This is a genomic window from Streptomyces sp. NPDC093018 (genome assembly GCF_040684035.1).
In the GTDB taxonomy this organism is placed as follows: domain Bacteria; phylum Actinomycetota; class Actinomycetes; order Streptomycetales; family Streptomycetaceae; genus Streptomyces; species Streptomyces murinus.
In genome coordinates this window covers 174338-199309 of the sequence record NZ_JBFBFF010000012.1, presented here as the reverse complement: position 1 = coordinate 199309, position 24972 = coordinate 174338, and the positions used below count along the sequence as shown (strand labels likewise).

The window sequence follows — 24972 nt, the reverse complement described above, 5'->3', positions numbered from 1 at the left end:
GAAAGAAATCGTCAGCCCATGTCGAACGTGGCCGGGTCCGGTCCGATCCGCCGGTCCTCGTTCAGCGCGCCGATCGCCGCCAGATCCTCCGCGTCCAGGCTGAAGTCGAACACCTCGATGTTCTCCTTGATCCGGGACGGCGTCACCGACTTCGGGATCACGATGGTGCCCTGCTGGACATGCCACCGCAGCACCACCTGCGCCGGAGTGCGGTTGTGCTTCTGCGCGATCGCCACGATCGCCGGCACCTCCAGCAGCCCCTTGCCCTGCCCGAGCGGCGACCAGGCCTCCGTCCGGATGCCCTGCTCCGCGTGGTACTCCCGGGCCGCGTGCTGCTGAAGATGCGGATGCAGCTCGATCTGGTTCACCGCGGGGATGACGGACGTCTCCTCGGCGAGCCGCCGCAGGTGCTCGGGAAGGAAGTTGGACACACCGATGGCACGGACCCGGCCGTCGGCGTACAGCTTCTCCAGCGCCTTGTACGTGTCGACGTACAGGTCCCGGGCCGGCAGCGGCCAGTGGATCAGGTACAGATCGAGATGGTCGAGCCCCAGCTTGCCGAGCGACGTGTCGAAGGCACGCAGGGTCGCGTCGTACCCCTGGTCGCTGTTCCAGAGCTTGGTGGTGACGAAGATTTCCTCGCGGGGCAGACCGGAGGCCGCGATGGCCCGGCCGGTGCCCTCTTCGTTGCCGTACGCCGCGGCCGTGTCGATGCTGCGGTACCCGGCCTCAAGCGCCGTGCCGACGGCCCGCTCGGCCTCGTCGTCCGGCACCTGCCACACGCCGAAGCCCACCTGGGGCATCTCGACGCCGTTGTTGAGGATGATCGGGGGGACCTTGCTGCTCACGAGCTCGTGATCCTTCGCTGGTCGACGACGTGGTTCTCTATCGTCAACGATCACACACCGCGATACATTCCTGACGCGCCTGGAAGATCCGGACCCGTCCCGGCCCCTCAGGATTTGTACCCCTCAGGACTTGTACAGGGCCTCGACCTCGCGCTCGTACGCCTTCTCGATCGCCTTCCGTTTCAGCTTCAACGACGGCGTCAGCAGGCCGTGTTCCTCGGTGAACGGCTGCGCCAGTATCCGGAAGGTGCGGATCGACTCGGCCTGTGAGACCAGTGTGTTCGCGGCGACCACCGCGCGTCGCACCTCGGTCTCCAGATCCGGGTCCCGCACCAGCTGCGCGGGCGCCATCGCCGGTTTGCCGCGCATCTGGAGCCAGTGTTCGACGGCCTCGTGATCGAGGGTGACCAGGGCCGCGATATAGGGGCGGTCATTGCCGACCACGATGCACTGGCTGACCAGCGGGTGATCGCGGACCCGCTCCTCCAGCACCCCGGGCGAGACGCTCTTGCCGCCGGAGGTCACGAGGATCTCCTTCTTGCGGCCGGTGATCGTCAGATAACCGTCCTCGTCGAGGGAGCCCAGGTCACCGGTGGCCAGCCAGCCGTCGTGCAGCGATCCGTCGGTCGCCTTGGGATTGTTCAGATAGCCCTGGAAGACATTGCCGCCGTGCAGCCAGACCTCGCCGTCGTCGGCGATGTGCACGGTCGTGCCCGGGATCGCCCGGCCGACCGTGCCGTAGCGGGTGTGCTCGGGCGGGTTCGCGGTCGCCGCGGCCGTGGACTCGGTCAGTCCGTAGCCCTCGTAGATCTGCACGCCCGCGCCCGCGAAGAACAGCCCCAGTCTGCGGTCCATGCCGGAGCCGCCGGACATGGCATTGCGGATCCGGCCGCCCATCGCGGCCCTGACCTTCGCGTACACCAGCTTGTCGAACAACTGGTGCTGCATCCGCAGCCCCGCCGTCGGACCCGGCCCGAGCCCCCAGGCCTTCGCCTCGATCGCCTCCGCGTACCGCACCGCGACATCGACCGCCTTCTCGAACGGCCCCGCCTTCCCCTCCTTCTCCGCCTTGCGCCGGGAGGCGTTGAACACCTTCTCGAAGATGTACGGCACCGCCAGGACGAACGTCGGCCGGAACGCCTGGAGGTCGGGCAGCAGGGCGGCCGCGTTCAGCTGCGGCTGATGGCCGAGCCGCACCCGGCCCCGGATCGTGGCCACCTCCACCATGCGCCCGAAGACATGGGCGAGCGGCAGGAACAGCAGGGTGGACGCCTCGTCGCCGCGCTTGGAGTGGAACACCGGCTCCCAGCGGCCCACCACGCTGTCCGCCTCGAACATGAAGTTCCCGTGCGAGAGCACACAGCCCTTGGGGCGGCCCGTGGTGCCCGAGGTGTAGATGACGGTGGCCACCGAGTCCGGGGTGACCGCCTGCCGGTGCCGGTGCACCACCTCGTCGTCCAGATGCGCGCCGGCGTCGTACAGCTCCTGTACACAGCCCGCGTCCAGCTGCCACAGCTGACGCAGCCGCGGCAGCCGGCCGATCACCGTGGCGATGGTCATCGCGTGGTCCTCGTGCTCCACGACCGCCGCGGTGACCTCGGCGTCGTACAGCATCCAGAAGCACTGCTCGGCCGAGGACGTGGGATAGACCGGCACCACCTGGGCGCCGATGGTCCACAGGGCGAAGTCGAAGAGTGTCCACTCGTAGCGGGTGCGGGACATGATCGCGACCCGGTCGCCGAACCGGATCCCGCTCGCCAGCAGGCCCTTGGCCAGGGCGAGGACCTCGTCACGGAACTCGGCGGAGGTCACATCGCGCCACTGCCCGGCAGCGTCCTTGCGGCCGAGGGCCACATGCCCCGGATCCGTCTGGGCATGCTCGAAGACGACATCGGCCAGACCACCCACCGGCGGTGCCGACGTGAGAGGCGGGTTGGTGAACTCGCGCAATCCTCGCTCCCCGATCCTCGCTGCCTGAACGCGCCGGTGATGTGCGGCACAGCGCCGTGAAAGCTACCTCACACCCTGACCGGAGGGGAGGGGGGCGGAAACAGAGCAAACCTCGCCTTCTGCCCGACGGTTGTCCGGAAAATGCCCGCACATGGGGAAGGGACGGACACAATACTGACGGGTCAGTAAGTTTCGGCGGCGTAATCTCCACCGAATCTGTACGCGCCGATTACCCCTCTGTACAGGGCGATTACGGCCATGACCACGCCGTGCGCGGCCCGGCGACCGCCCCGCCCCACCGCAACCGTGCGGCCACCGGCATCCGGCCCGCCGCCCGCCCCCCTGTGAAGAGCGCCACACCGCCGTCAGCCGTCGGTCGTCAGCCGCGATGGCCCCGCAGCCGCTCCCCGCCCGCCAGGACCGCCGCCGCGAGGGCGTCCGCCGCCTCCTGCGTCCCGGGCCGGTGAGGGCCGTGCGCCAGCACGAAGTCCACCTTGCCGAGCTCCGGCAGCCCCGCGCGCTCCGGCAGCCGGAACAGGCCCGGCGGGATCAGCCGGCGCGAGTGCGCCATCACCCCGAGCCCCGCGCGGGCCGCCGCGATCAGCCCGTTGAGGCTGCCGCTGGTGCAGACGATCCGCCACGCGCGGCCCTGCCGCTCCAGCGCCTCCAGGGCCCGCGCCCGGGTGATGCCGGGCGGCGGATACACGATCAGCGGGACCGGCCGCTCGGCGTCCAGCCGCAGCCGCTCGGCGCCGATCCACACCAGGTCGTCGCGCCACACCAGCGCCCCGCGCGAATCCTCCGGACGCCGCTTGGCCAGCACCAGATCGAGCTTCCCGGCGGCCAGCCGTTCGTGCAGGATCCCGGACAGCTCGACCGTCAGCTCCAGATCGACCTCGGGATGGTCGTGACGGAAGCCCGCCAGGATCTCCGGCAGCCGCGTCAGCACGAAGTCCTCGGAGGCGCCGAACCGCAGCCGCCCGCGCACCCGGGTCCCGGTGAAGAACGCCGTCGCCTGCTCGTGCACCTGAAGGATCCGGCGTGCGAAGCCCAGCATCGCCTCGCCGTCCTCGGTCAGCTCCACGGAGTGCGTGTCCCGGACGAACAGCGGACGCCCCGCCGCGTCCTCCAGCCTGCGCACATGCTGGCTCACCGTGGACTGGCGCAGGCCCAGGCGCCCGGCGGCCTGGGTGAAGCTCAGCGTCTGGGCGACCGCGAGGAAGGTCCGCAGCTGCGTCGGGTCGTACACGGCCCCAGCGTACGTCGTTATCGCGCATCACGATGACAGTGAGAGTGGTGTACGGGATTCCCGATCAAGGCGGGGCAAGGGATCATGAGGAAGGGTCCGGTCCCACGGGCCCGACCGGAATGCCGTCGCACACCCCCATGTCCTCGCACACCATCGGAGCACCGTGACCCGCCTGCGCTGGCCGAGCTGGATGCCGATCGACCCGTACATCGTGCTGCTCCTCGGCACGGTAGGCCTCGCCGCCCTGTTCCCGGCCCATGGCACCGGCGCCACCGTGGCCTCGGGCGCCTCGACCGCCGCGATCGCCTTCCTCTTCTTCCTCTACGGCGCCCGCCTCTCCACCCGCGAGGCACTCGACGGACTGCGCCACTGGCGGCTCCATGTCACCGTGCTGGCCTGTACCTTCCTCGTCTTCCCCGCGCTCGGCCTGGCCGCCCGCGCCACCGTGCCGGTCCTCCTCACCCAGCCCCTCTACCAGGGCCTGCTCTTTTTGACCCTGGTGCCGTCCACGATCCAGTCCTCCATCGCCTTCACCTCCATCGCACGCGGAAACGTGCCCGCCGCCATCTGCGCCGGCTCCTTCTCCTCCCTGGTCGGCATCGTCATCACCCCCCTGCTGGCCGCCGTACTGCTCGGCAACAGCGGCGGCGGGTTCTCCGCCGACTCCCTCGTCAAGATCGTGCTGCAACTGCTGGTGCCGTTCCTCGCCGGGCAGCTGCTGCGGCGCTGGATCGGCCCCTTCATCACCCGGCACAAGAAGGTCCTCGGACTGGTCGACCGCGGCTCCATCCTGCTCGTCGTCTATACCGCCTTCAGCGAGGGCATGATCCAGGGCATCTGGCACCAGGTCAGCCCCGCCCGGCTCGGCGCCCTCCTCCTGGTCGAGGCCGCGGTGCTCGCCGTGATGCTGGTGGGGACCTGGTACGGCGGCCGGGCGCTGGGCTTCGGCCGGGGGGACCGGATCGCCATCCAGTTCGCCGGCTCCAAGAAGTCCCTCGCCGCCGGGCTCCCCATGGCCAGCGTCCTGTTCGGCGCCCACGCCTCCCTGGCCGTGCTCCCGCTGATGCTCTTCCACCAGATGCAGCTGATGGTGTGCGCGGTCATCGCCAAGCGCCGCGCCCATGACCCGGGCGTCGAGACCGGGGACGCCGACCGGGGCGCCGGGGCCGAGGACGCCGGTGCCGCCGGGCCCGGTGACGGTGGCCGCGCCGGTTCCGGGAACGGTGGCGCCGCCGGGACCGAGACGGGCCCCGGCGCCGAGGGGTCAGCCGCTCACCCGGTCCAGGGGCAGCCACACAACCGTGCCCTTCGGTGACCGCAGCGCCTTCGGGTCCGCCAGCTCCTGATCGGTCAGGGCCCGGTCCCACACATGCACCTCGTCGATCGCACCGGTGAAGAAGGCCCGGCTGTCCATCCGCTGGCCTATGTGCACACCGAAGGCCGAGCCACGGCTCACCGAACCCGGCACATCGGCCACCGAAGCCCGCGTCCCGTCCACGAACAGCGACAGCGTCCCGCCGCCCCGGCGCAGCACCGCGTGATGCCACTGCCCGTCGTTGTACGCGCTGTCCGTGCGCACGGAGACCGTGCGCGGTGCCGCGGCGCCGTCCCGGGCGGTGATCAGCCCCTGTATCCGGTTGTTCGCGGGCTCCCCGCGCAGCCACACCTGCGGCTCGCTGGTCCCGATCCCGCCCATCCACAGCAGCGGCTGCTCCCCGGTCGTCGCCGTGTATCTGAACCACAGCGACGCGGTGAAGTCCTTCGCGCCCAGGGGAAGACTCGCGCGGTACGGCAGCCGTACGGCGTCGTCCGTGCCGTCCAGGGCGAGCGCGCCCCCGAAGACGCCGTCCGTCCGCCGCGCGCCGCCGAGCACCGCGGCCGGGTGGGCGCCCGGGGCCAGGTCCGGGGTGACGGGGTCGGGGCCCCGGCGCGGGGTGAGCCAGTCCTCGGTGAACCGGGCGAAGCGGATCTCGTCCCGTGCATCCACCGCCCCGCCCTCGTACAGCAGGCCCACGGTGTCATCAGCTGTCCGCACCAGGTCGGAGTAGCCCGACCAGTCGGTGGTGACGACCGTGCCCCGGTCCACGCTGTCCCAGGTGCGGCCGCCGTCGTACGAGGAGCGGATCATCATGGTGCGGCGCCGGTCCGGGTCGGCGGGGCAGGCCAGCAGGACGCGGTCGCCCAGGCGCAGTATCGACCCCTGCACCTGCGGGGTGTACAGGTCGGGCAGGGCGCGGAAGGGTGCGGTGAAGCTGCTGCCGCCGTCGCGGCTGGTGGTCTGGGTGCGCTGGCCGAGATCGGTGCCGTCCGTCTCCCGGCCGCTGACCAGGATCGAACCGTCCCCGAGCTCGGCAAGGGTCAGTTCGGACGGCTTCTGCCGGAAGGTGCCGTCGTCCGCGATGGGCCAGGTGTCGGTGGCGCCGATCCGCCAGTGGCCGCCGTGGTCGTCGCTGACGATGAGCGCCGCGTGGTTGGCGGTGATCCGGCTGCCGTTCCATGTCTCGGCGTTGACCCCGAACACCAGCCGGCCCGCGTACCGCCCTCTGGTCAGCTGAATTCCGTGCACCGGACCCGTCGCGTACCAGGAGTTCCAGTCGGCGGGCAGGATCTCGGGGCTCAGATCGCGCGGCGCGGACCAGGTCAGGCCGTCGTCGTCGCTGTACTGAAGATGCGGGGTGCGGTCGCAGGGGACCGAGCAACTGGCGCTGTCCGTACGCCCCGTGTTGTACGTCTCGGCGAGCCAGACACGGCCGGTTCTCCGGTCCACGATCGGTGCCGGGTTGCCGTGGGTGTCGCCCGCGCCCTCGTTGACCACCCGCAGCGGGCTCCAGGTGCGGCCGTCGTCGGTGGACCGTTTGACCACGATGTCGATGTCGGCGGCGTCCCCGCAGTTGAGTACCCGGCCCTCGGCGAAGGCCAGCAGCGTCCCGTCCTTCGTTTTGACGACCGCGGGGATGCGGAAGCAGGCGTACCCCGGGTCCTGGGACGCCCGGAACAGCACCTGCTGCTCGAACTCGGGTGTCCCGCCCGCCTGTCGGGACTGTCGACCTCCTTGAGTCTGCTGGTTCTTCTGGCTGTTCTGGCTGTTCTGGTTCTGCGGGGTCGATCGGGTCGGCTGGGCGTGGGCCGATTGGGCCGGCAGCAGGGGCGCGAGGAGGGCGGCCGTCATGACGGCGGCCGTGGCGAGTACGGATCTGAGTCGGGCGCGAAGACATGACGGCACGTGCGGCCTGCCTCTCGTCGGCCGGACATCTGGACGTCCGGACATCCCATGTCCAAGGTGCGCCCCATCGAAGGTAGTTGGGCCTTTGGTGTCATACAAGAAGTGTGCCGGGACCCGCCGCGCGAAACGATGGAGCCCGCCACCGGAAGCATCCGGGGGTTTACCGGAGCAAGCGCGCGGGGGTTCATGGGCGCAGCACGACCTTGCCCAGATTGGACCGTGTCTCTATCGCCGCGTGTGCCCGCGCGGCCTCCTCCAGGGCGAACTCCGCGTGCACGACGGGCCGTACGCTCCCCTCGGCGAGCAGCCGCCACAGCTCCCGGCGCCACCGCTCGTACAGCTCGGGCCGGCCGCGGGCGATCAGCGCCAGCTGGAAGCCGATCACCGACTTGGCGCCCACGAGGAGGTCGTACGCCCGGACGGTGCCGCCGCCCGAGCTGTAGGCGACCAGCCGGCCGTGCGGTGCGAGGGCGGCGACGGCGGGGGTGAGCAGCTCACCGCCGACCGCGTCCAGGACGCAGTCCACCGGCTCGCCCCAGCTGTCGTCGGCGTACCGGACGCAGTCATCGGCGCCGAGGGAGCGCACGAACCGCGCCTTCGCCGGGTCGGACACGGCGCCCACCACTCGCCCCGCACCCCGCGCCCGCGCCAGCTGCACCGCCAGGTGCCCGACGCCGCTCGCCGCCGCCGTCACCAGCACCGACTCACCCGGCTCCGGACGCGCCGCCGCCAGGGCGCCGAGCGCCACCAGCCCGCTGCGCACCAGCGCGACCGCGTCCACCTCGGTGGCGCCCTCCGGTACCGGTGAGGCCATGGCCTGGTCCAGCACCGCGTAATCGGCGTACCCGTGCCCGAAGCACAGTCCGGTCACCCGGTCGCCGGGCCGGAACCGGGTCACCTCCGCGCCGACCGCCACCACCTCGCCCGCCACTTCGCCGCCCAGCGGTATCGGCTCGGGGGCCTCGCGGACCTTGCGGACGACCGGCAGCGTGACGCCGATCGCGGCGCAGCGCACCAGCAGCTGCCCGGGGCCGGGCGCGGGGACGCCGGCCTTCTCCATGAACAGGGGGCCGCCGGGGGAGCCGTACCGGACGCGACGCATCGCGACCTCCTCGCGCAATCGTTGGGAACCCCAACGATATGCCGAAACTCATGGGGAAGTCCAACGATTTCTCGGATAGGCTGCCGACCATGGCCGCCAAAACGTTTCCGAGTGCCGAAAGCGCCGAACCGGCACGGACGCCCGAACCGCCCCTGACCGCGATCCGGGCGCTGCCCAGCTGGATCCTCGGCCGGGCCGCCGCGCGGGGCCGGGCCCTGGTCGCCGACGCGCTCGCCGCCGAGGGCCTGAAGATGTGGCATCACGTGGCGCTGTCCGCCGTCCGCGACCTCGCCCCCGTGGCGCAGGCCGATCTCGCGCGGGGGATCGCCCTCGACCCCAAGGACCTCGTCGGCATCCTGAACGACCTGCAGAGTGCCGGCCTGGTCGTCCGCGCGCCGGATCCCGGGGACCGCCGTAAAAACGCCGTGTCCCTCACCGAGGAGGGCGGCCTGCTCCTCGAACGCTGCGAGCAGGCCGCCCGGACGGCCAACGAGGAACTGCTCGCCCCGCTGTCGGCGGCCGAACGCGAGCTGTTCATGCTCCTGTTGACGAGGATCTCCGGCGTGGAGGGATGACCCGGGCGGCGTCGGACCGGACCTCAGGCCAGGGCTTTGCCGCCGTCCACGACCACCACCGAGCCGGTGCTGTAACCCCCGCGCATCAGATACAGGTACGCCTCCGCCACGTCCGCGGGCTCGCCCACCCGGCCCACCGGCAGCGATCCCGCCGCCGCGCTGTACAGCCCCTCGCGCTCCGCCTCCGGCAACTCCCGCCACAACTCGGTGCGTACGAGGCCGGGCGCGACCACGTTGACCCGCAGCGGCGCCAACTCCAGTGCCAGCGCCCGCGTCAGGGACTCCATCGCCCCGCACAGCGCCGACACCACACTCGAACCCGGCAGTGGCCGATTCCCCGCCGTGCCCGTGGTCAGTACGATCGACCCGCCCTCCCGGATCGACCCGGCGCCGTGCTTCACCGCCCGGTACGCACCCCACAGCCGGATGTCCAAGAACCGCTGCGCCCTGGCCAGTTCGGTGTCCGCCACGCTCTCCAGCAGCAGCGTCTCGCCCGCCGTGTACACCAGGTGGTCGAACGCGCCGAGCCCCTCGAAGAACCCGCGCACCGCGGCCTCGTCCGTCGTGTCCAGCACCTCCCCGCGCGCACCCTCCGGCAGCCGCTTCAGCGCCGCGTCCACGCTCTCCTGCCGCCGCGAGGCGACCACCACCTCGGCACCCTCCCGCGCCGCGCCCTCGGCCACCGCGAACCCGATGCCCGACGTGCCCCCGAGCACCACCACACGCTGTCCCCGCAGACCCATGGAACTACCTCTCCGTCGACTTGCTCCGTCTTTCCGGACGCCTCCAAGCCTGCGGTTTCGGGGGCGGGTTCGTCCAAGACCTCTTCCGGCCGTGGCGGGCACCGAAACGCTCGGTTTCGGCCACGCCGCCGAGCGACCGCACGGCGCCCGGCCCGTGCTGAGCCGGGGGAGTCGCTCAGTGGCCGGTCGGGTGGTGGTCAGCCCTTGGCCGTCTCCGTCTCCTCCGCCAGGACGATCCGGTCGTCCCCCGCGTACACGTTCATCGAGCTGCCCCGCAGGAATCCGACGAGCGTCAGGCCGGTCTCCGCCGCGAGGTCCACGGCCAGTGACGACGGCGCCGACACCGCCGCCAGCATCGGGATCCCGGCCATCACGGCCTTCTGCGCCAGCTCGAACGAGGCCCGGCCGGAGACCAGCAGCACCGTCCGGGACAGCGGCAGCCCGCCGTTCTGGAGGGCCCGCCCCACCAGCTTGTCGACCGCGTTGTGCCGGCCGACGTCCTCCTTGATGTCGAGCAGCTCCCCGTCCTCGGTGAACAGGGCGGCCGCGTGCAGACCCCCGGTGCGGTCGAACACCCGCTGGGCCTCCCGCAGCCGTTCGGGCAGCCCGGCCAGCAACGCGGGCGTGACGCGGAGACGGGGGCTGTCGGCGATCGGCCAGTGGGCGGTCGTACGTACGGCGTCCAGGCTGGCCTTGCCGCACAGTCCGCACGAGGACGAGGTGTACACGTTCCGTTCGAGGGTGAAGTCGGGGAGGCGGACGCCCGGGGCGGTCCGCACGTCGACCACGTTGTAGGTGTTCGAACCGTCCGCGGTCGCGCCGGCGCAGTAGACGATGTTCTGGAGGTCGGACGCGGCGGCCAGCACGCCCTCGCTCACCAGGAACCCGGCCGCGAGCGCGAAGTCGTCGCCCGGGGTGCGCATGGTGATCGCCAGCGGCTTGCCGTTCAGCCGGATCTCCAGGGGCTCCTCGGCGACGAGCGTGTCCGGCCGGGTGGAGACCGCGCCGTCCCGGATGCGGAGGACCTTGCGCCGTTCCGTGACTCGTCCCATGTCCTGATCAGCCCCGGTTCTGTACGTGCTGGTGGCCGAAGCGGCCCTTGGTGCGGGATCTGCGATGCGGAGATCTCATTGTCCTGCACATGCATTGTCCTGCACATGGAGGACAAGGCCGCGGCAGCGGCCCGCTTCGCGCGCGGGCTCGGCGGTGCTGAGGGGAGCCGACAATTCGTATGCCCGATTCCTGTGGCTTCACGTGCCGTCGTACTGGCGAGTCACTCAGCAGACTGTGGATTTCCGTTCACCACGGCAACAAGGGGGACCTCCGTCATGCACGGCTCTCGCATCGCCGCCATCGGCCACTATCAGCCCGCCCGGGTGCTCACCAACGAGGACCTGGCCGGCATGGTCGACACCAGCGACGAGTGGATCCGCACGCGGGTGGGCATCCGCACCCGGCACATCGCCGGCCCCGACGAGCCGGTGGACGAGCTGGCCGCGCACGCCGCCGCCAAGGCCCTCGCCGCGGCGGGGCTCGGGCCCGCGGACATCGACATGGTCCTGGTCGCCACCTCCACCGCGATCGACCGGTCCCCGAACACCGCCGCGCGGGTCGCGGCCCGGCTCGGCATCCCGGGGCCCGCCGCGATGGACATCAACGTGGTGTGCGCCGGCTTCACCCACGCCCTGGCCACCGCCGACCACACGATCCGCGCCGGGGCGGCCACCCGTGCGCTGGTCATCGGCGCCGAGAAGATGACCGATGTCGCCGACTGGAACGACCGCAGCACATGCGTCCTCGTCGGTGACGGCGCGGGAGCCGCGGTGGTGGAGGCGTGCGCGCCGGGGCAGGAGCCGGGGATCGGGCCCGTGCTGTGGGGGTCGGTGCCGGAGATGGGGCACACGGTACGGATCGAGGGCACGCCGCCGCGGTTCGCACAGGAGGGCCAGAGCGTCTACCGCTGGGCCACCACCCGGCTGCCGGCCATCGCCCGCCAGGCCTGCGAGCGCGCCGGGCTCGCCCCCGAGGAACTCGCGGGCGTCGTCCTCCACCAGGCCAATCTGCGGATCATCGAACCCCTCGCGGAGAAGATCGGCGCCGTCAACGCGGTGATCGCCCGCGATGTGACGGAATCCGGCAACACCTCCGCCGCGAGCATCCCCCTCGCCCTGTCCAAACTCGTCGAACAGGGCGCCCTGCCCACCGGCGCGCCGGTCCTCCTCTTCGGCTTCGGCGGAAACCTGTCGTACGCCGGTCAGGTCATCCACTGCCCGTAGGGCGCGGCCCGCGTGCCCACGATCACTCTGCGTACTCGCCATCCATCACCGCGTACACGCCCCTCCAGCCCGCCCGGCTCCTCGCCCACCCGAGCGAAATACGCAGGTGAAAGGCACTCCGAAACCTTGGTATTGTTGTCCATGTCGCCGCGGGGGAAGCCCTCCGCAAGGCGACAGACACCTAGTCCGGGTGGCGGAATGGCAGACGCGCTAGCTTGAGGTGCTAGTGCCCTTTATCGGGCGTGGGGGTTCAAGTCCCCCCTCGGACACCAGCAGAGACCCCAGTTGATCTGGGGTCTTTCTGTTTTTGGGCTGTGGCGGTCACCACTCGATTGGCAGTCGTGGCATCGGGATTCCGAGCACGCCTACGACCCCCGTGAGCTGCGTGTGCGCAATCGGGACAGCCACCCGCACCGCCGCCGGTCCAGACCTCCGGCGCGGGCCATCGCCGACTACCTCGGTCTCGATGAGCCGATCTGTCTCATCCGATGATGTGCGCAACTTCGCCCTTCTCTGCCCGCGCCACCACCGTGAGGCTCCCGATGACGCGGACGTCGAGGCGTTCTGGTCCTGGGCCGACTGCGCCTGTGAACGCGACGGCCGTATGGAGTGGGAAAGCGTGGAGCCGGAGATGCCGGCCGAGGCGAAACGTGTCGGCCTCCGCATGGAGACGGTCGGACCCGTGCGGAAGAGTCTTCACCATCTCGGTCGAATGGGCCTTCGAAGTGGCTCGCAGACGGCTGCGAGACGGGGTGACGGAGCCTGAGGCCGGCGAGGGCCGGTCATCGGTGTCGAGCCACGTGTCGGTTCGATTGGCCGAACGGACGGTGCGCACATCACCTCAGAGCGGTTCCGCACAGAGCCTGGTCGATGCCGCACACAGAGCCGACATCGCCACCGAAGCGGCGGTGCTTGTGCGCGACATCATCGCCTCGGCGGGGGTCTCCAGCGCAGAGGAGGTACTGCGGGGCATCGAAGAAGAGGTCGCGGACCGCACCGCTCAGTTCGAGCGACTGGCCGACGAGCTGACGGGGCACACGGTCTGCCGACACTGCGGCCACGCAATAGCCCGAATCGGGGATGCTCCTTGGCGTCATAGCGTCGCGGCTCCTATGTCCCGTGGCTGCCGAGCCGCCGGCTTCGACCGGGACGGTGCATGGGACGACTCCCTCGACCGAGGGCGGAAGGCGAGCCCACCGCGGACGTATCGGTGAGCCGGCCGACGGCGAAGGCCTGTGCGATGCGCTACGGGATCGGCGCCACCGCGATCTCTTCGATTCGGGGGCGGCGGGGGTGGATCACGAGTGGTAGAGCACTCGCACCAGCATCGTCTCGGGCGGCAGGGTGTCGAGGTAGGTGTTGAACCACCGGCGATAGGACGGTCCGCCGTCCTCGCGCCAGTGGCCGTCCAGCGTGAGCAGGGCGGGTGTGGGCAGTACCTGCGCGGCGCGGTCCGTCACGAACGCCTCCCGGTCGGGGCCGAAGAATCGGATCGGGTCGTCCGTGAACCGTTCCGCGAGCTCCGGGTCGTCGAGGATGGCTCGTATCACCGGCTGGGCGTGGTGTTCTGCCCGAGCGTGCTTCTCGGGGTAGCCGATCGGATCGAGGTACGCCCGGTCGAGGTGGTGGGAGGCTGGTAGCGCCGGGGGATGGTGGGCGGCGAACCGCGCCCACTCGTCCCACCGCCGGGCCGCCTCCAGCGCGGTCGCGTCCCGGTCGACGTCGAGGTCCAGGAGGCCCCGGGGCCCGCCGTGGCAGCGGCCCCGGTCGAGCTCCTCCCACTCCGAGCCTCGTTGCCAGTCGCTGTCCCGGACCAGCCTGGGGTCGTCCTCGTGTCCGGGCAGTACCGCGAAGGCGAAGTTCGCACCGGAGACGGCCCAGTAGTCCCACTCGCCCACCCAGTCGGGGTGCGGGATGTCCTCGCGGTCGTAGGAGTAGGGAGCCATGGCCTTCCCGATCGCCGCGTGCAGGGCATCGGGGTCGCCGGGGGCGCCGGGCGGTTCGACGCAGACGGTGATGCGCTGTTTGGCCATGGCTGCACTTCCTGTATCTCTTCGTGGTGCAATCAGGCGGGCGGTGCCCGCGGGGTGGGTGGCGCCTCGGCGGGTACGGCATCATCCGCCGGCGGGTACCGGCATCCTCCGCTACGGCAGCGACCTGGGCGAATGGATTGGCGCCGAGTCCGAAGAGGACCAGCCGTCGGCAAGCGCACCGTCTCGGTGCGCGTCGAACCCACTCGGGCCGAGATGCCGACTGATGTGTCCGACACGGGGGTTGAGCGCGCAATCGGATGCAGGGTCAGCTCAGTGCGGGGCGCCTCTCCTCGCCCGTACCCCGTGCCCCGGAGAGCGTTCGGATCAGGGGCAGTCGCGGCCGTTGCTCGTCGCTTTTGCGATGTGAGGGCGTTGTCACTCCGCCTTCCGACCGGTCGCGGCCACAGTGGCGTGCCGGTGGTCGGCTCGGGGGGCGGGCGGAGTTCGCTCCGGGCCTGTGCAGTTCGCCGGGGCTGACGCGGGCTCAGCAGTCGGCCGGCGGCCGTCGGGACCGACCGTGCCGCCGCCACACCGGTCACCTCCCCTCGCGAACTTCGCTCGCAGAAACTGCTGTTGGCCTCGTTGACACGCCGTAAGCCCACGCGTTTCACTCGACACCTGTGTATGGCAACGTTGTCAGGCCGTCGACCGAAGGCGTCCGGCACCGGGGCCCTGACCGATGTCCCTGCCCTTCGGCACATCAGCACCTGTGCGAAGCACGAAACGCTGCGGAGGCAACCGATGGTCCGATCCCGACGTTCAGCCGAGCCACGTAATCGAAAGAGATTTCGCCAACGTCTGGCCGTGATCTCCGTCCTGGGGATCGCGGCGTTCCCGCTCCCGGCGATCGGCGGCGCCCAAGCCGCGAGCGCCGCGCCGCCGGCCCTGGTGAAGGATCCCGCGTCCCTCGTCAACCCGCTGATCGGTACCTCCGGAGAGGTGGACACCTTCCCCGGACCCGACATGCCGGCCGGCATGGTGCAGTGGGGTCCGGACACCACGCCTGACCGGCCCTCCGGCGGCGGCTATGAGTACGACGACAAGAAGATCTCGGGCTTCAGCCTCACTCATGTCTCCGGACCCGGGTGCGGTGTCGCGGGCGACCTGCCCGTCCTGCCCGTGACCGGCTCGCTCTCCGGCAACCTCGGCAACACGTCAGCGGGCTTCAGCCACACCGACGAGCAGACCGGTATCGGGTCGTACAAGGTCACCGATGCCAACGGCGTCACCACCCGGCTGACCGACACCACGCGCGCCGGCCTGGGTTCCTTCACCTTCCCGGCGGGCAGTCAGGCCAACCTGCTGTTCAAGCTCAGCGGCGGGGCCACCCAGGTGGACGGGACCCGCGTCCAGGTGGTGAACAAGAAGGAGATCAGCGGCTCGGTCGACAGCGGTCACTTCTGCGGCGCGAAGAACCGGTACACCCTGCACTTCGACATCAAGTTCGACCAGCCGTTCACCGGCAGCGGCACCTGGGTCGGCGGCACCATCAACCCGGACGCGACCTCGCTGAAGGCGGGCAAGGCCGAGCAGCAGACGCAGCCGCACCCCTCGAAGCGGCTGAAGGAGAAGCACTTCACCGTTCCCGCGGCCCCGTCGCCGACCGTGCACGGGGGCGCCGCGAAGTCGTCCGGTACGGGTACGCCCTCCCCGGCCCCGAGCACCGGCGCCACGCCCTCGACCTCGCCCTCGCACACGGCCACGAGCAAGACCGCCCAGCCGCCCACCACGGGCGCCAACGGGATGTACCTGACCTTCGACACCTCCTCGAACGCCACGGTGAAGGCGAAGGTCGGCATCTCGTACACCAGTGACGCCAACGCGGCGGACAACCTCACCACCGAGATCAAGAACTGGAACCTCGACGCGGTGGAGCGGGCCAACCACGACGCCTGGAACGCGGTGCTGGACAAGGTCCGGATCGGCGGTGGCACCCAGGACCAGCAGGTGCAGTTCTACACGGCGCTCTACCACGCGCTGCTGCACCCGAACGTCTTCTCGGACGACAACGGCCAGTACATGGGCATGGACAACCAGATCCACAAGCTGGCCAAGGGGCAGCAGGCCCAGTACGCCAACTACTCGGGCTGGGACACCTATCGCTCCCAGACCCAGCTGATGGCGATGGCCGAACCCAAGGTCACCAGCGACGTCGTCACCTCCATGCTCAACGGCTACGACCAGACGGGCCTGCTCCCCAAGTGGGCCTCCAACAACGGCGAGAGCTACGTCATGGTCGGCGACCCGGCGGCCGGCATCATCGCCGACGCGTACGCCTTCGGCGCCCGGAGCTTCGACACGGACAAGGCGCTCGCCGCCCTCCAGCACGAGGCGACCGCCCCGAACAACGACCGCCCCGGCGAGGCCGTACGGGACGCCAAGGGCTATCTCCCGCTGGACGAGAACGACTACGGGTGCTGCAACTTCTACGGCCCGGTCTCCACCCAGTTGGAGTACGACTCCGCCGACTACGCCCTCGCCGCCTTCGCCAAGTCGCTGGGCAAGGAGGCGATTTACCAGAAGTTCGCCACCCGCGCCCAGGACTGGATGAACGTCTTCAACCCGGGGACCGGTTACCTGCAGGCGAAGGACAAGGACGGCCGGTTCGCGGGCGGTTTCACCCCGGGCACCTCCAACGGCTTCGTCGAGGGCACATCGGCCCAGTACACGCCGATGGTCCCGTTCAATCTGAAGCAGCTCATCCAGGCACGCGGCGGTGACCAGGCGTACTCGTCCTTCCTGGACAGCCTGCTCGACAACATCACCGACCCCGGCAACACCGACGCCAACCTGAGCAACGAGCCCAGTGTGGAGATCCCCTGGGAGTACGACTACACGGGGCAGCCGTGGAAGACCCAGGAGGCCGTCCGCGCGGCCCAGCTGAATCTGTACTTCAACGCCCCCGTCGGCTCGTTCGGCAACGACGACCTCGGCGCGATGAGCTCCTGGTACGTCTGGTCCGAGCTGGGCATGTACCCCGAGACCCCGGGCACGGACACCCTCGCGCTCGGCAGCCCGGCCTTCCCGGTGGCGCAGGTGACGCTCGCCGGTGGCAGGACGGTGCGGATCAACGCCCCGCAGGCGGCGCCCGACGCGCCGTACGTGCAGTCCCTCGACGTCAAGGGCAAGGAGTGGAACACCTCCTGGCTGACGTACGGGCAGTTCGAGGGCGCGGGCACGCTGGACTTCGCCCTCGGCACCCAGCCGGACAAGTCCTGGGCCTCCGATCCGTCGGCGGTGCCGCCGTCGGACACCACGGGCGGGGACCGCGTCCTGGCCGCGGCCGGTCCGACCGGTGGCGGACTGGTGCTCCAGCCGGGCGCTTCCGGTGACGGCACGCTCGACCTCACCAACCTCGGCGGCAAGGCCGTCACCGTCGACTGGAAGGCGACGGCGCCGTCGGGCGTCACGCTCGACCCGGCGTCCGGCTCGGTGACGGTGCCCGCCTCGGGCAGCGCGGAGGCAAAGGTCCAGGTGACGGCGGGCGCGGGCGAGGGGACGTTCCCCGTCGCCTTCGCGCTGACCGATCACGGCACCGGGGCGGCGCTGAACGGGGCGGCACTCCGGGTGGCCGTGGCCAAGGCCGGTGAGCTGTGGCCGTATGACACCAACGAGGGCATCTATCCCGACGGTACGACCTTCTCGGGCGGCTTCGACGACAGCGGCTGGGCGTTCTCGCAGAACGCGCTGTCCGCGGCCGGTGCCACGAGCGGCTCCACCCTCACGGTCGACGGCGTCTCCTACACCTGGCCGGCGGTGGCGTCCGGTCAGCTGGACAACCTGGAGATGGCCGGCCAGACCATCCCGATGCCGGCCGGTACGTCGGGAGCGTCGCTGGGCCTGCTGGGTACGGCGACCAACGCGCCGACCGACGGCAGCGGGGTGTCGGGCACGATGACCGTCACCTACACCGACGGCACCACCGCCAAGGCGACGGTCGGCTTCTCGGACTGGACGCTCAACGCCGGTTCGACCAAGCCGATGGCGGGCGACACCACGGCCGTCACGACGGGCTACCGGAACACCGGCAGCGGCGGCCGGGACGGCGTGAAGACCTACGTCTTCGCCACGAAGGTCCCGCTCGACGCGTCCAAGCAGGTGGCCTCGATCACCCTCCCGGTGACCGGCTCCTCGGGCAACGACCACCTCTTCGCCTACGGCTTCGGCCGGTGAGAGGCGGGAAACGCCGATGACGGCGGGCCGGTCCCGATGCCACGAGCCACCGGGACCGGCCCACCCGGCGTGTCAGCCACGGTGGCGCGCGCCGCTCACCTCCACAGGTCCTTGCTCCAGCACACGTGCGCACCCATGTTGCGCTCCATCATCCGCAGCGCGGCCCCGGCGAGGTCCTCGTGGATGTGGGCCACGGCGTCCCTGGGGACGATCACGTCGAAGTGGCGGATATGGGCGTCGAGGGCCGAGTAGAGCACGCACTGCTCGGTCACCTGCCCGGTGAGCACCAGCCGGTCGATGCTCTGCTGCCGGAGCAGGCCGTCCGGGCCGAGGGAAGCAGCAGGTCGGCGTCCTTGTGGTCGTATGTGTTGATCATGTCGATGACCAGCAGTGCGGTGTTCCTCACGCCCACCGGGTTCCCCGTTCGCGCGGCGCGCATCGGTCGGCGGGGGAGGCTCCGGGCGGGCTCCTACAGGACGCCGCCGAGCTCCGCGACCAGGTCACCGGCGGTCACACGGTCCAGGCTCTCCGAGGCGTCCCCGGCTCCGGGGAAGAGCCGGTAGTACGTGCCCGACGCCCGTGCGGGCCCGATGGATCCGTGCACCGTCGCCAGGAACACCCGTGCATCGCAGGCGAGTTCGGCCGCCGCCGCGTCGGGGTCCGGGTGCGGGCGCCGCTCCTCGGCGTCCTCCAGGGAAGAGACCCGGCCGGCGAACGCGGCCACGTCCTCCTTCGGCCGGCGCCGGTACCGCAGCAGCGCGGGCTCCGGATCCCGGCACACCACGGCCACCTCGGGCGAGCGGGCAGCCGCCCGCCAAACCGTGAGGTCCCAGAGGGTGGTGCGGCTGCCGGAGCCGAACTGCTCCCACAAGTCACGTGCCACGATGGCCAGTTGGCCGCCGCCGTGCGAGCCGATGCTCTGGAAGCCGTCCGTGGACGTCAGATGGGTGTCCGTCCACAGCATCCGGCGCCGTCCCAGGTCCACGACCATCGGCAGGCACACCCGCGACTCGCCCGCCAGGTCGAAGCGCTGGCGCACCGTGCGCGGGTCGTACGACGCGTCGCGCGGGCCCTGCGCGGGCAGCGCCATGAAACCGGCGAAGGCGTCCTGCAACTCCTCGAACGGCACATTGTTGAAACTGAAGACGAGCGGGACGGCGTACACATCGCCTCGTTCCGCCAGCCGCTCCAGGTCCAGGTCCACGTACTCGGTGGCGCCCCGCGGGGCCGGGGCGGAGGTGAGGTCGCCGGAGTGGACCGCGGCCCCCGAGCCGTGCGCCAGGTTCGTGTAGTCGCACAGGCCGGTGAACTTCCACTCGGCGTCGAAGAACGCGACCGACAGGTCCAGGTCGGTGCGGTTGCCCTGAGGCTCGGTCCAGTGCAGGAACAGCCGCAGCACCGCACCCTCGGGCAGCGTCTGCATGCTGCCCCGGGGTACCGCCACCAGCGCCTTCGCGGTGGACCGCTCGGTGAACGGCACGGTGAGGTCGGCCAGGTCCGCGCCCAGCACCGACAGCTCGTACGGCTCCCCGGTGGCGAACCGGCGCAGCACCTCGGCCTCCAGGAGCGTGACCGCCGCCGTGACCAGCCCGGTGGACAGCGGAGCCCGCCGTTCCGGAACGGACAGGGCGCGGGTGACCTCGCCGCGCGGGAAGAACACCCGGCGGCGGCCGGTACGGTCCTCGGTGCGGACCCGCAGGGCTCCGAGCGCCGACAGCAGCGGACCCGGGCCCACCTTGGGCAGGCCGCGCAGCAGGGCCTTCTCCAGTTCCGGCACGAGGGTGTCGCGGGTGTGCAGGCGCAGCAACACGTCCAGACGGCGCACCAGTTCGCCCGGGCGCTCCCCGGCGAGGGCCGCGGCCCGGCCCGCGTCGCCCTCGGCCACCGCCTGCTCCAGCCGCCCGGCCCAGGTGGCCGGGCGGAGCCGGACACGGTCCACGCGCCCGTCGCCCACGCACCCGTCGTTCACGCAGCCACCCTCGTCGCGGCCATCCTCCACACGGCCATCCTCCACGCGGACGGCGTCCGGGTGTGCGGCGGCCGTCTTCAGCAGGGCGGCGCCGAAGGCCGTGCCGGGATCCAGCGGGGTTCCGCGCAGCACGGCGAAGGCGAGGGCGGCGCGCGGATGCCGGGCGTGCCGTTCGAAGGGGTGCAGTACCTCCGCGGCCCGCTTCCATGCCGTGGGGTGCCGTAGCACGTCCTCCACCAGGTACGGCGTCGGCAACGCGTCCAGGACCGCGAGGAGTTCGCGGCGCAGCGGGCGCGGAGGACTGGTGAAGGGCGACAGGGGCACCAGTCCGGCGTCGCCGTCGGAGAGCACGGCGAGCAGCCGCAACACGTCGGTGGCGGTGGTGAGTCGCTCGGTCAGCAGCTTCCGCAGCGGGAGGCCGTCCGGCGCCTCGCGGAGCAGCGCGCCCAGCACCATCGCCTTGGTCTCCCGGACCGGGATCTCCTGCGGCAGCAGGCCCCGGCCGGCCGGGGTGAGCGGCAGCAGCGTGAGCAGGTCGTCGCGGTCCTGCGGGGAGAGCGGGGTACGGCGGGCCAGCAGGGAGCCGACCACGGTGGTGGCGTCGGCGGCCCGGTCGGTGCCCAGGCGCAGCAGTCGCAGCGGGCCGGGCAGCGGTGCCTTGGCGGCGCCGACGGCACGCACCGGCCGCAGGAAGGGGTCGTTCGCATCGATCCGGCGGTGGCAGACCGGGCAGCCCGCGTAGTCGGATCCGTCCCAGCACAGCCGGCACACCAGGTGGGCGCAGGGCGAGACGGGGAACACCGTGCGTGCCTCGCCGCACAGCACGCAGGGGTGGTCCGGCTGCTGGAGCAGGAAGGCGAAGACCCGGTCCACGTACAGCGCTTCGGTGTCCCGGGGCACGGTGCGCGGGAAGCGGCGGAAGAGCGGGATGTGGACGCGGTCGCTGCCGAGCAGGTCGTCGACCAGCCCGGCCAGCCGGGCGTGCGCGGCCGCCAGTTCCTCGGGGCCCAACGAGCCGAGCGCCGTGTGCAGTTCGACGGAGGGGACGTGACCGCGGCCGAGCAGTTCGGCTTCGAGCCGACGCAGTGCCGGTCCTGTTCCGCCGCCGGAGGCGGACGGTCCGTCGACGTAGACGGTCTGGATACGGCGCAGCAGTACGGACTCGGCAGCGAGCAACAGGGATTCCCCTCCACTGTGGTCTGGAACAGAAGAACGGGGGCGGAGAGTGGGCGCGCCGGGTCTTTTCAGGAAGGTGAGAAGGATGCGCGCCGGGGAGCCGCCCCCGTCGCACTGATCCCATCACGACGCCTCGCGCGCGCCAAACGAATTAACGGTCAGGAGTCCTTCGGCGCCTTGATGATGGTGCCGTGCTCGTCGATGGTGTGCGTCTGCCAGTAGATGTCCCACTTGTCGTCCACGTGCTTCGGCATCTTGTCCTCGGGGTAACGGAAGGTGCCCTTCGGGACCTTGTGCCCGTCGGCGACGCACTGGCCGCCGGTCGTGCCGATGTTCTGCACCGGGTACTCGCCGCCCGAGCAGATCGCGTCGGCGGTCGAGCAGCCGGTGAGCAGCGCGGCGAGGGTGGCGGCGGAGCAGGCGACGAGTGCCGCGGCGGTTCCGGTGGTCCGTCGGCGGGTGCGGTGCGTGGTCATGTGTGTTTCCCCTCGGATGTGCTCGGCCTTTGACGGACCAAGCCTCAAGGAAGGCGGGGGCCGCGCGGATCGGCGCACGTACTCATTCGCGGGGCCTGAGGCGTGAGTACGTGCGCGCAGAGGTGACGCGGACCGGGCGGCGAATCGGCATTCCGTCGCGCCTGCCTGTGAAGCACCGATTCGTGAAGCCCCCGTGTGAATCCCGTGGAAGTCCTGTCAGTGGTGCCGCTTATGCTGCACCAGATGATCACGCGGGACCCGGGGAGGGCGCGGCATGTTCGGCAAGGTGTTCGGCAGGGGCGGGGAGAGACCGGCGGGGGATCCGCATGCCCTGCGTGCGCCGCTCGTGCGGAAGAACGGGATGTACACGCTGCGCGGGCTCGGGGACACCCGGGTGCTCGCGGCGGTGGAGGCGGCGGCCGCGGGGGAGTGGGAGGGGGTCAAGGCGGGGCTGGCGCCCTTCGACCTCGGGCGTGACGATCTGGTGCTCGGGGAGCTGGCCGAGACGGGCGGTGTGCAGGACTGGATCGGGCGGGCCGTCGAGGAGGACAAGGAGCACCGGGCCACGGCGCTGCTGATATCCGGCACCCGCCACATCATCTGGGGCTGGGAGGCACGTACCGCCGCGAGTGCCGTCGATGTCACGCGGGACCAGTGGCAGGTCTTCTTCGAGCGGCTCCGGATCGCGGAGGAGCAGCTGCTCGAAGTCGCCGAGTCCCGGCCGGACTGGGTCACACCGTGGCGCCGCCTGCTCACCTCCGGCCGCGGCATGTCGCTCGGCTCCGCCGTCAACGAGACCCGGCTCGACGCCGCCCTGCGCCGCGCTCCGCTGGACCTGGAGACCCATGTCGAGTGGGTGTCACACCTTCAGCCCCGCTGGCACGGCGAACCCGGCGAGGCGCTGGCGTTCGCCCGCGAGGCGTTCGCCGGTGCGCCCGACGGCCATCGGCTCGGGTGCGTGATCGCCATGGCACACATCGAGAACTGGGTCGAGTCCGACAACAAGAACTGCCTCATCGCCCCCGAGATCCAGGACGAGTTGCTGGAAACGGCCGAGCGCAGCATCCTCCACCCCGCCTACCGGCGGCGCCCCGGCTGGCAGCGGGACTTCAACATGTTCGCCATGGCCCTGTCCCTGGCCTCCGAGCGGATCGCCATGCCGCGCGTCTTCCGCGAGCTGAAGGGCGCCTACACCCAGTGGCCCTGGAGGTACATGGCACACCCGGAAAAGATGTACGCCGGCGCCCGGCGCAACGCCTGAACCCGCCGCCCCACCTGCCGCCCGCCACCCCACTCGCCGCCCGCCGCCCATCTCACCCCGGACTGCCCGATGACTCTGCCCGAAACCCCTTCGAACCCGGCCGGCGCCGACCGCACCTTCCAGGTGGATCTGCGCGGCCTCGTCGACCTCCTCTCCCACCACCTCTACTCCAGCCCCCGCGTCTACCTGCGCGAACTCCTCCAGAACGCGGTGGACGCGCTGACCGCGCGGAACGGCCTCGAACCGGCCGCCCCCGCAGACGCGTTCGGCATCCGCCTGTACGCCGACGGCTCGGCGGTACGCGTCGAGGACGACGGCGTCGGTCTCACGGAGGCCGACGTCCACACCTTCCTCGCCACGATCGGCCGCAGCAGCAAGCGCGCCGAGAAGATCGCCGAGCAACGTGCCGACTTCATCGGCCAGTTCGGCATCGGCCTGCTCTCCTGCTTCCTGGTCGCGGACGAGATCCACGTCCTGAGCCGTTCCGCCCGCACCCCCGACGCGCCCACCGTGGAGTGGCGAGGACGCGGCGACGGCAGCTACTTTGTCCGCACCCTGCCCGCCGCGGCCCGGCCCCGGCCCGGCACCACCGTCACGCTGACGCCCCGCGCCGACGCGGGCGAGTGGACCCGGCCGAACCAGGTGCACGCGCTGGCACGGCACTTCGGCTCCCTGCTCCGCCACCCCGTGACCTTCGACGACGGCACCGGCGGCCGGGGCGCCGCCGTCAACCCCGAGCCCGCGCCCTGGACACGTACGTACCCCACGCCGGGAGCACGCTCCCGCGCGCTGGCCGCGTACGGCGAGGAGACCTTCGGCTTCACGCCGCTGGACACCATCGAACTGGATCTGCCGGCCGTGGGTCTGAAGGGCATCGCCTGCGTGCTCCCCGAGGCGGTGCCGGCCGGCCGCCGCCACGGCCACCGGGTGCACGTCAAGGGCATGCTGCTGTCCGAGCAGGCCGAGGAGATCCTGCCCGAGTGGGCGTTCTTCGTCCGCTGCGTCGTGGACGCCGAGAGCCTGCGCCCGACGGCGTCCCGCGAGTCCCTGTACGAGGACGACACCCTCGCCGCCGTCCGCGACGCCCTCGCCGAACGGCTGCGCGCGTGGATCGCCCGGATCGCCGCAAGCGACCCCGACCTCCTCGGCCGCTTCCTCCAGGCCCACCACCTGGCCGTCAAGTCGCTCGCGGTGCACGACGACGAGATCATGCGGATGCTGCTGCCGTGGCTGCCGTTCGAGACCACCGACGGACACGCCACCCTGGACGAGTTCGCGCGCGCCCACCGCACCGTGCTCGTGACATCCAGTGTGGAGGAGTTCCGGCAGGTCGCCGCGATCGCCTCGGCCGCCGGACTCGGCGTCGTCAACGGCGGCTACACCTACGACCGGGACCTGGTCCACCGGCTGCCGGAGATCAGACCGGAGGTCGGCGTCGCCGACCTCGACCCGGCGACGCTCACCGCGCACCTCGACCCCGTCGACCGGGACACGGAACTGGCCGCCGCGGCCTACCTGGCCCTCGCCCGCGACGCCCTCGCCGTCTTCGACTGCGACGTGGCGCTGCGCACCTTCCAGCCCGCCGCCGCCCCCGCCCTCCTCCTCGACAGCCGCGAGGCCCGGCACGAGCGCACCCGCTCCCAGCTCGCCCGCGAGCAGCAGGGCGGCGTATGGGGCGACATCCTGGGCCATCTGTGGCAGGAGGCACCGCGCGCCCAGCTGATCCTCAACCAGCTCAATCCGCTGGTCCGTACGGCCGTCACCATCGACGAACCCGAACTGGCCCGCACCAGCGCCGAAGCCCTCTACGGGCAGGCCGCCATGCTGTCCCGGCGCCCGCTCAGGCCCGCCGAATCGAGCCTCATCAACCGCTCCTTCCTCGACCTTCTCGCCCACGCCCTGCGCAAGGACAGCTGAC

General features: G+C 71.2%; 16 protein-coding genes, 1 tRNA gene and 1 pseudogene. 7 read left to right on the top strand and 11 right to left on the bottom strand.

Features of this window, described 5'->3' with window-relative positions:
• Nucleotides 1–11: 11 nt before the first annotated feature.
• The 3 genes from AB0N90_RS25570 to AB0N90_RS25560 all read right to left on the bottom strand — a co-directional run bounded on the left by AB0N90_RS25570 (nt 12) and on the right by AB0N90_RS25560 (nt 4047).
• Entirely contained in the window at nt 12–848 is an 837-nt protein-coding gene (locus AB0N90_RS25570) for an aldo/keto reductase (protein WP_365200334.1), read from the bottom strand.
• Between the two features lie 123 nt (nt 849–971).
• Complete coding sequence (locus tag AB0N90_RS25565) at nt 972–2798, bottom strand: AMP-dependent synthetase/ligase (protein WP_365200332.1); 1827 nt, start codon at nt 2796–2798, stop codon at nt 972–974.
• Between the two features lie 379 nt (nt 2799–3177).
• Nucleotides 3178–4047, bottom strand: a complete 870-nt coding sequence (locus tag AB0N90_RS25560) for a LysR substrate-binding domain-containing protein (RefSeq protein WP_365200329.1) — start codon at nt 4045–4047, stop codon at nt 3178–3180.
• A 163-nt stretch (nt 4048–4210) separates the two neighbouring features.
• Between AB0N90_RS25560 and AB0N90_RS25555 the strand changes: the two genes are divergently transcribed.
• Nucleotides 4211–5362 carry a bile acid:sodium symporter family protein gene (locus tag AB0N90_RS25555; RefSeq protein ID WP_365200327.1) on the top strand — a complete coding sequence of 384 codons (1152 nt, stop codon included), beginning with the start codon at nt 4211–4213 and terminating at the stop codon, nt 5360–5362.
• On the opposite strand, the gene AB0N90_RS25550 is transcribed toward AB0N90_RS25555, so the two are convergent.
• Nucleotides 5312–7216 (bottom strand): sialidase family protein, encoded by a 1905-nt coding sequence (locus tag AB0N90_RS25550; RefSeq protein ID WP_365200324.1) that lies wholly within the window; start codon nt 7214–7216, stop codon nt 5312–5314. The genes AB0N90_RS25555 and AB0N90_RS25550 overlap by 51 nt on opposite strands.
• A 238-nt stretch (nt 7217–7454) precedes the next feature.
• Entirely contained in the window at nt 7455–8372 is a 918-nt protein-coding gene (locus AB0N90_RS25545) for a zinc-binding dehydrogenase (RefSeq protein ID WP_365200322.1), read from the bottom strand.
• Between the two features lie 89 nt (nt 8373–8461).
• Between AB0N90_RS25545 and AB0N90_RS25540 the strand changes: the two genes are divergently transcribed.
• Complete coding sequence (locus AB0N90_RS25540; protein ID WP_365200320.1) at nt 8462–8947, top strand: MarR family transcriptional regulator; 486 nt, start codon at nt 8462–8464, stop codon at nt 8945–8947.
• A gap of 23 nt (nt 8948–8970) precedes the next feature.
• Here the strand turns inward: AB0N90_RS25540 and AB0N90_RS25535 are convergent, their stop codons facing one another.
• Together AB0N90_RS25535 and fdhD are read right to left on the bottom strand one after the other, a co-directional pair.
• Nucleotides 8971–9690, bottom strand: coding sequence for an SDR family oxidoreductase (locus tag AB0N90_RS25535; RefSeq protein WP_365200318.1), 720 nt, complete (start codon nt 9688–9690; stop codon nt 8971–8973).
• Nucleotides 9691–9887: 197 nt separating this feature from the next.
• A complete protein-coding gene (gene fdhD / locus AB0N90_RS25530) occupies nt 9888–10742 on the bottom strand; it encodes a formate dehydrogenase accessory sulfurtransferase FdhD (protein WP_365200316.1) in 855 nt (284 codons plus the stop codon).
• 276 nt (nt 10743–11018) lie between these two features.
• Here fdhD and AB0N90_RS25525 point away from each other — a divergent pair, with 276 nt between their 5' ends.
• Together AB0N90_RS25525 and AB0N90_RS25520 are read left to right on the top strand one after the other, a co-directional pair.
• A complete protein-coding gene (locus AB0N90_RS25525; protein ID WP_365200313.1) occupies nt 11019–11966 on the top strand; it encodes a beta-ketoacyl-ACP synthase III in 948 nt (315 codons plus the stop codon).
• 184 nt (nt 11967–12150) lie between these two features.
• Nucleotides 12151–12238 (top strand) — tRNA-Leu (locus AB0N90_RS25520).
• 1026 nt (nt 12239–13264) lie between these two features.
• Here AB0N90_RS25520 and AB0N90_RS25515 read toward each other — a convergent pair.
• Nucleotides 13265–13999 carry a hypothetical protein gene (locus AB0N90_RS25515; protein WP_365200311.1) on the bottom strand — a complete coding sequence of 245 codons (735 nt, stop codon included), beginning with the start codon at nt 13997–13999 and terminating at the stop codon, nt 13265–13267.
• 804 nt (nt 14000–14803) lie between these two features.
• Between AB0N90_RS25515 and AB0N90_RS25510 the strand changes: the two genes are divergently transcribed.
• On the top strand, nt 14804–18172 hold the full coding sequence (locus tag AB0N90_RS25510; protein ID WP_365200308.1) for a lectin: 3369 nt from the start codon (nt 14804–14806) through the stop codon (nt 18170–18172).
• Nucleotides 18173–18267: 95 nt separating this feature from the next.
• Here AB0N90_RS25510 and AB0N90_RS25505 read toward each other — a convergent pair.
• The 3 genes and pseudogenes from AB0N90_RS25505 to AB0N90_RS25495 all read right to left on the bottom strand — a co-directional run bounded on the left by AB0N90_RS25505 (nt 18268) and on the right by AB0N90_RS25495 (nt 21793).
• Nucleotides 18268–18578: pseudogene (locus AB0N90_RS25505) on the bottom strand (isochorismatase family protein).
• Between the two features lie 63 nt (nt 18579–18641).
• Nucleotides 18642–21317 (bottom strand): MXAN_6230/SCO0854 family RING domain-containing protein, encoded by a 2676-nt coding sequence (locus AB0N90_RS25500; protein ID WP_365200305.1) that lies wholly within the window; start codon nt 21315–21317, stop codon nt 18642–18644.
• Between the two features lie 158 nt (nt 21318–21475).
• Nucleotides 21476–21793: a hypothetical protein gene (locus AB0N90_RS25495; RefSeq protein WP_365200303.1), complete on the bottom strand. Its 318-nt coding sequence runs from the start codon at nt 21791–21793 to the stop codon at nt 21476–21478.
• A 274-nt stretch (nt 21794–22067) separates the two neighbouring features.
• Between AB0N90_RS25495 and AB0N90_RS25490 the strand changes: the two genes are divergently transcribed.
• Both AB0N90_RS25490 and AB0N90_RS25485 read left to right on the top strand, forming a co-directional pair.
• Nucleotides 22068–23054 carry a hypothetical protein gene (locus AB0N90_RS25490; RefSeq protein ID WP_365200301.1) on the top strand — a complete coding sequence of 329 codons (987 nt, stop codon included), beginning with the start codon at nt 22068–22070 and terminating at the stop codon, nt 23052–23054.
• 69 nt (nt 23055–23123) lie between these two features.
• Nucleotides 23124–24971 carry an HSP90 family protein gene (locus tag AB0N90_RS25485; RefSeq protein ID WP_365200299.1) on the top strand — a complete coding sequence of 616 codons (1848 nt, stop codon included), beginning with the start codon at nt 23124–23126 and terminating at the stop codon, nt 24969–24971.
• Nucleotide 24972 lies beyond the last annotated feature (1 nt).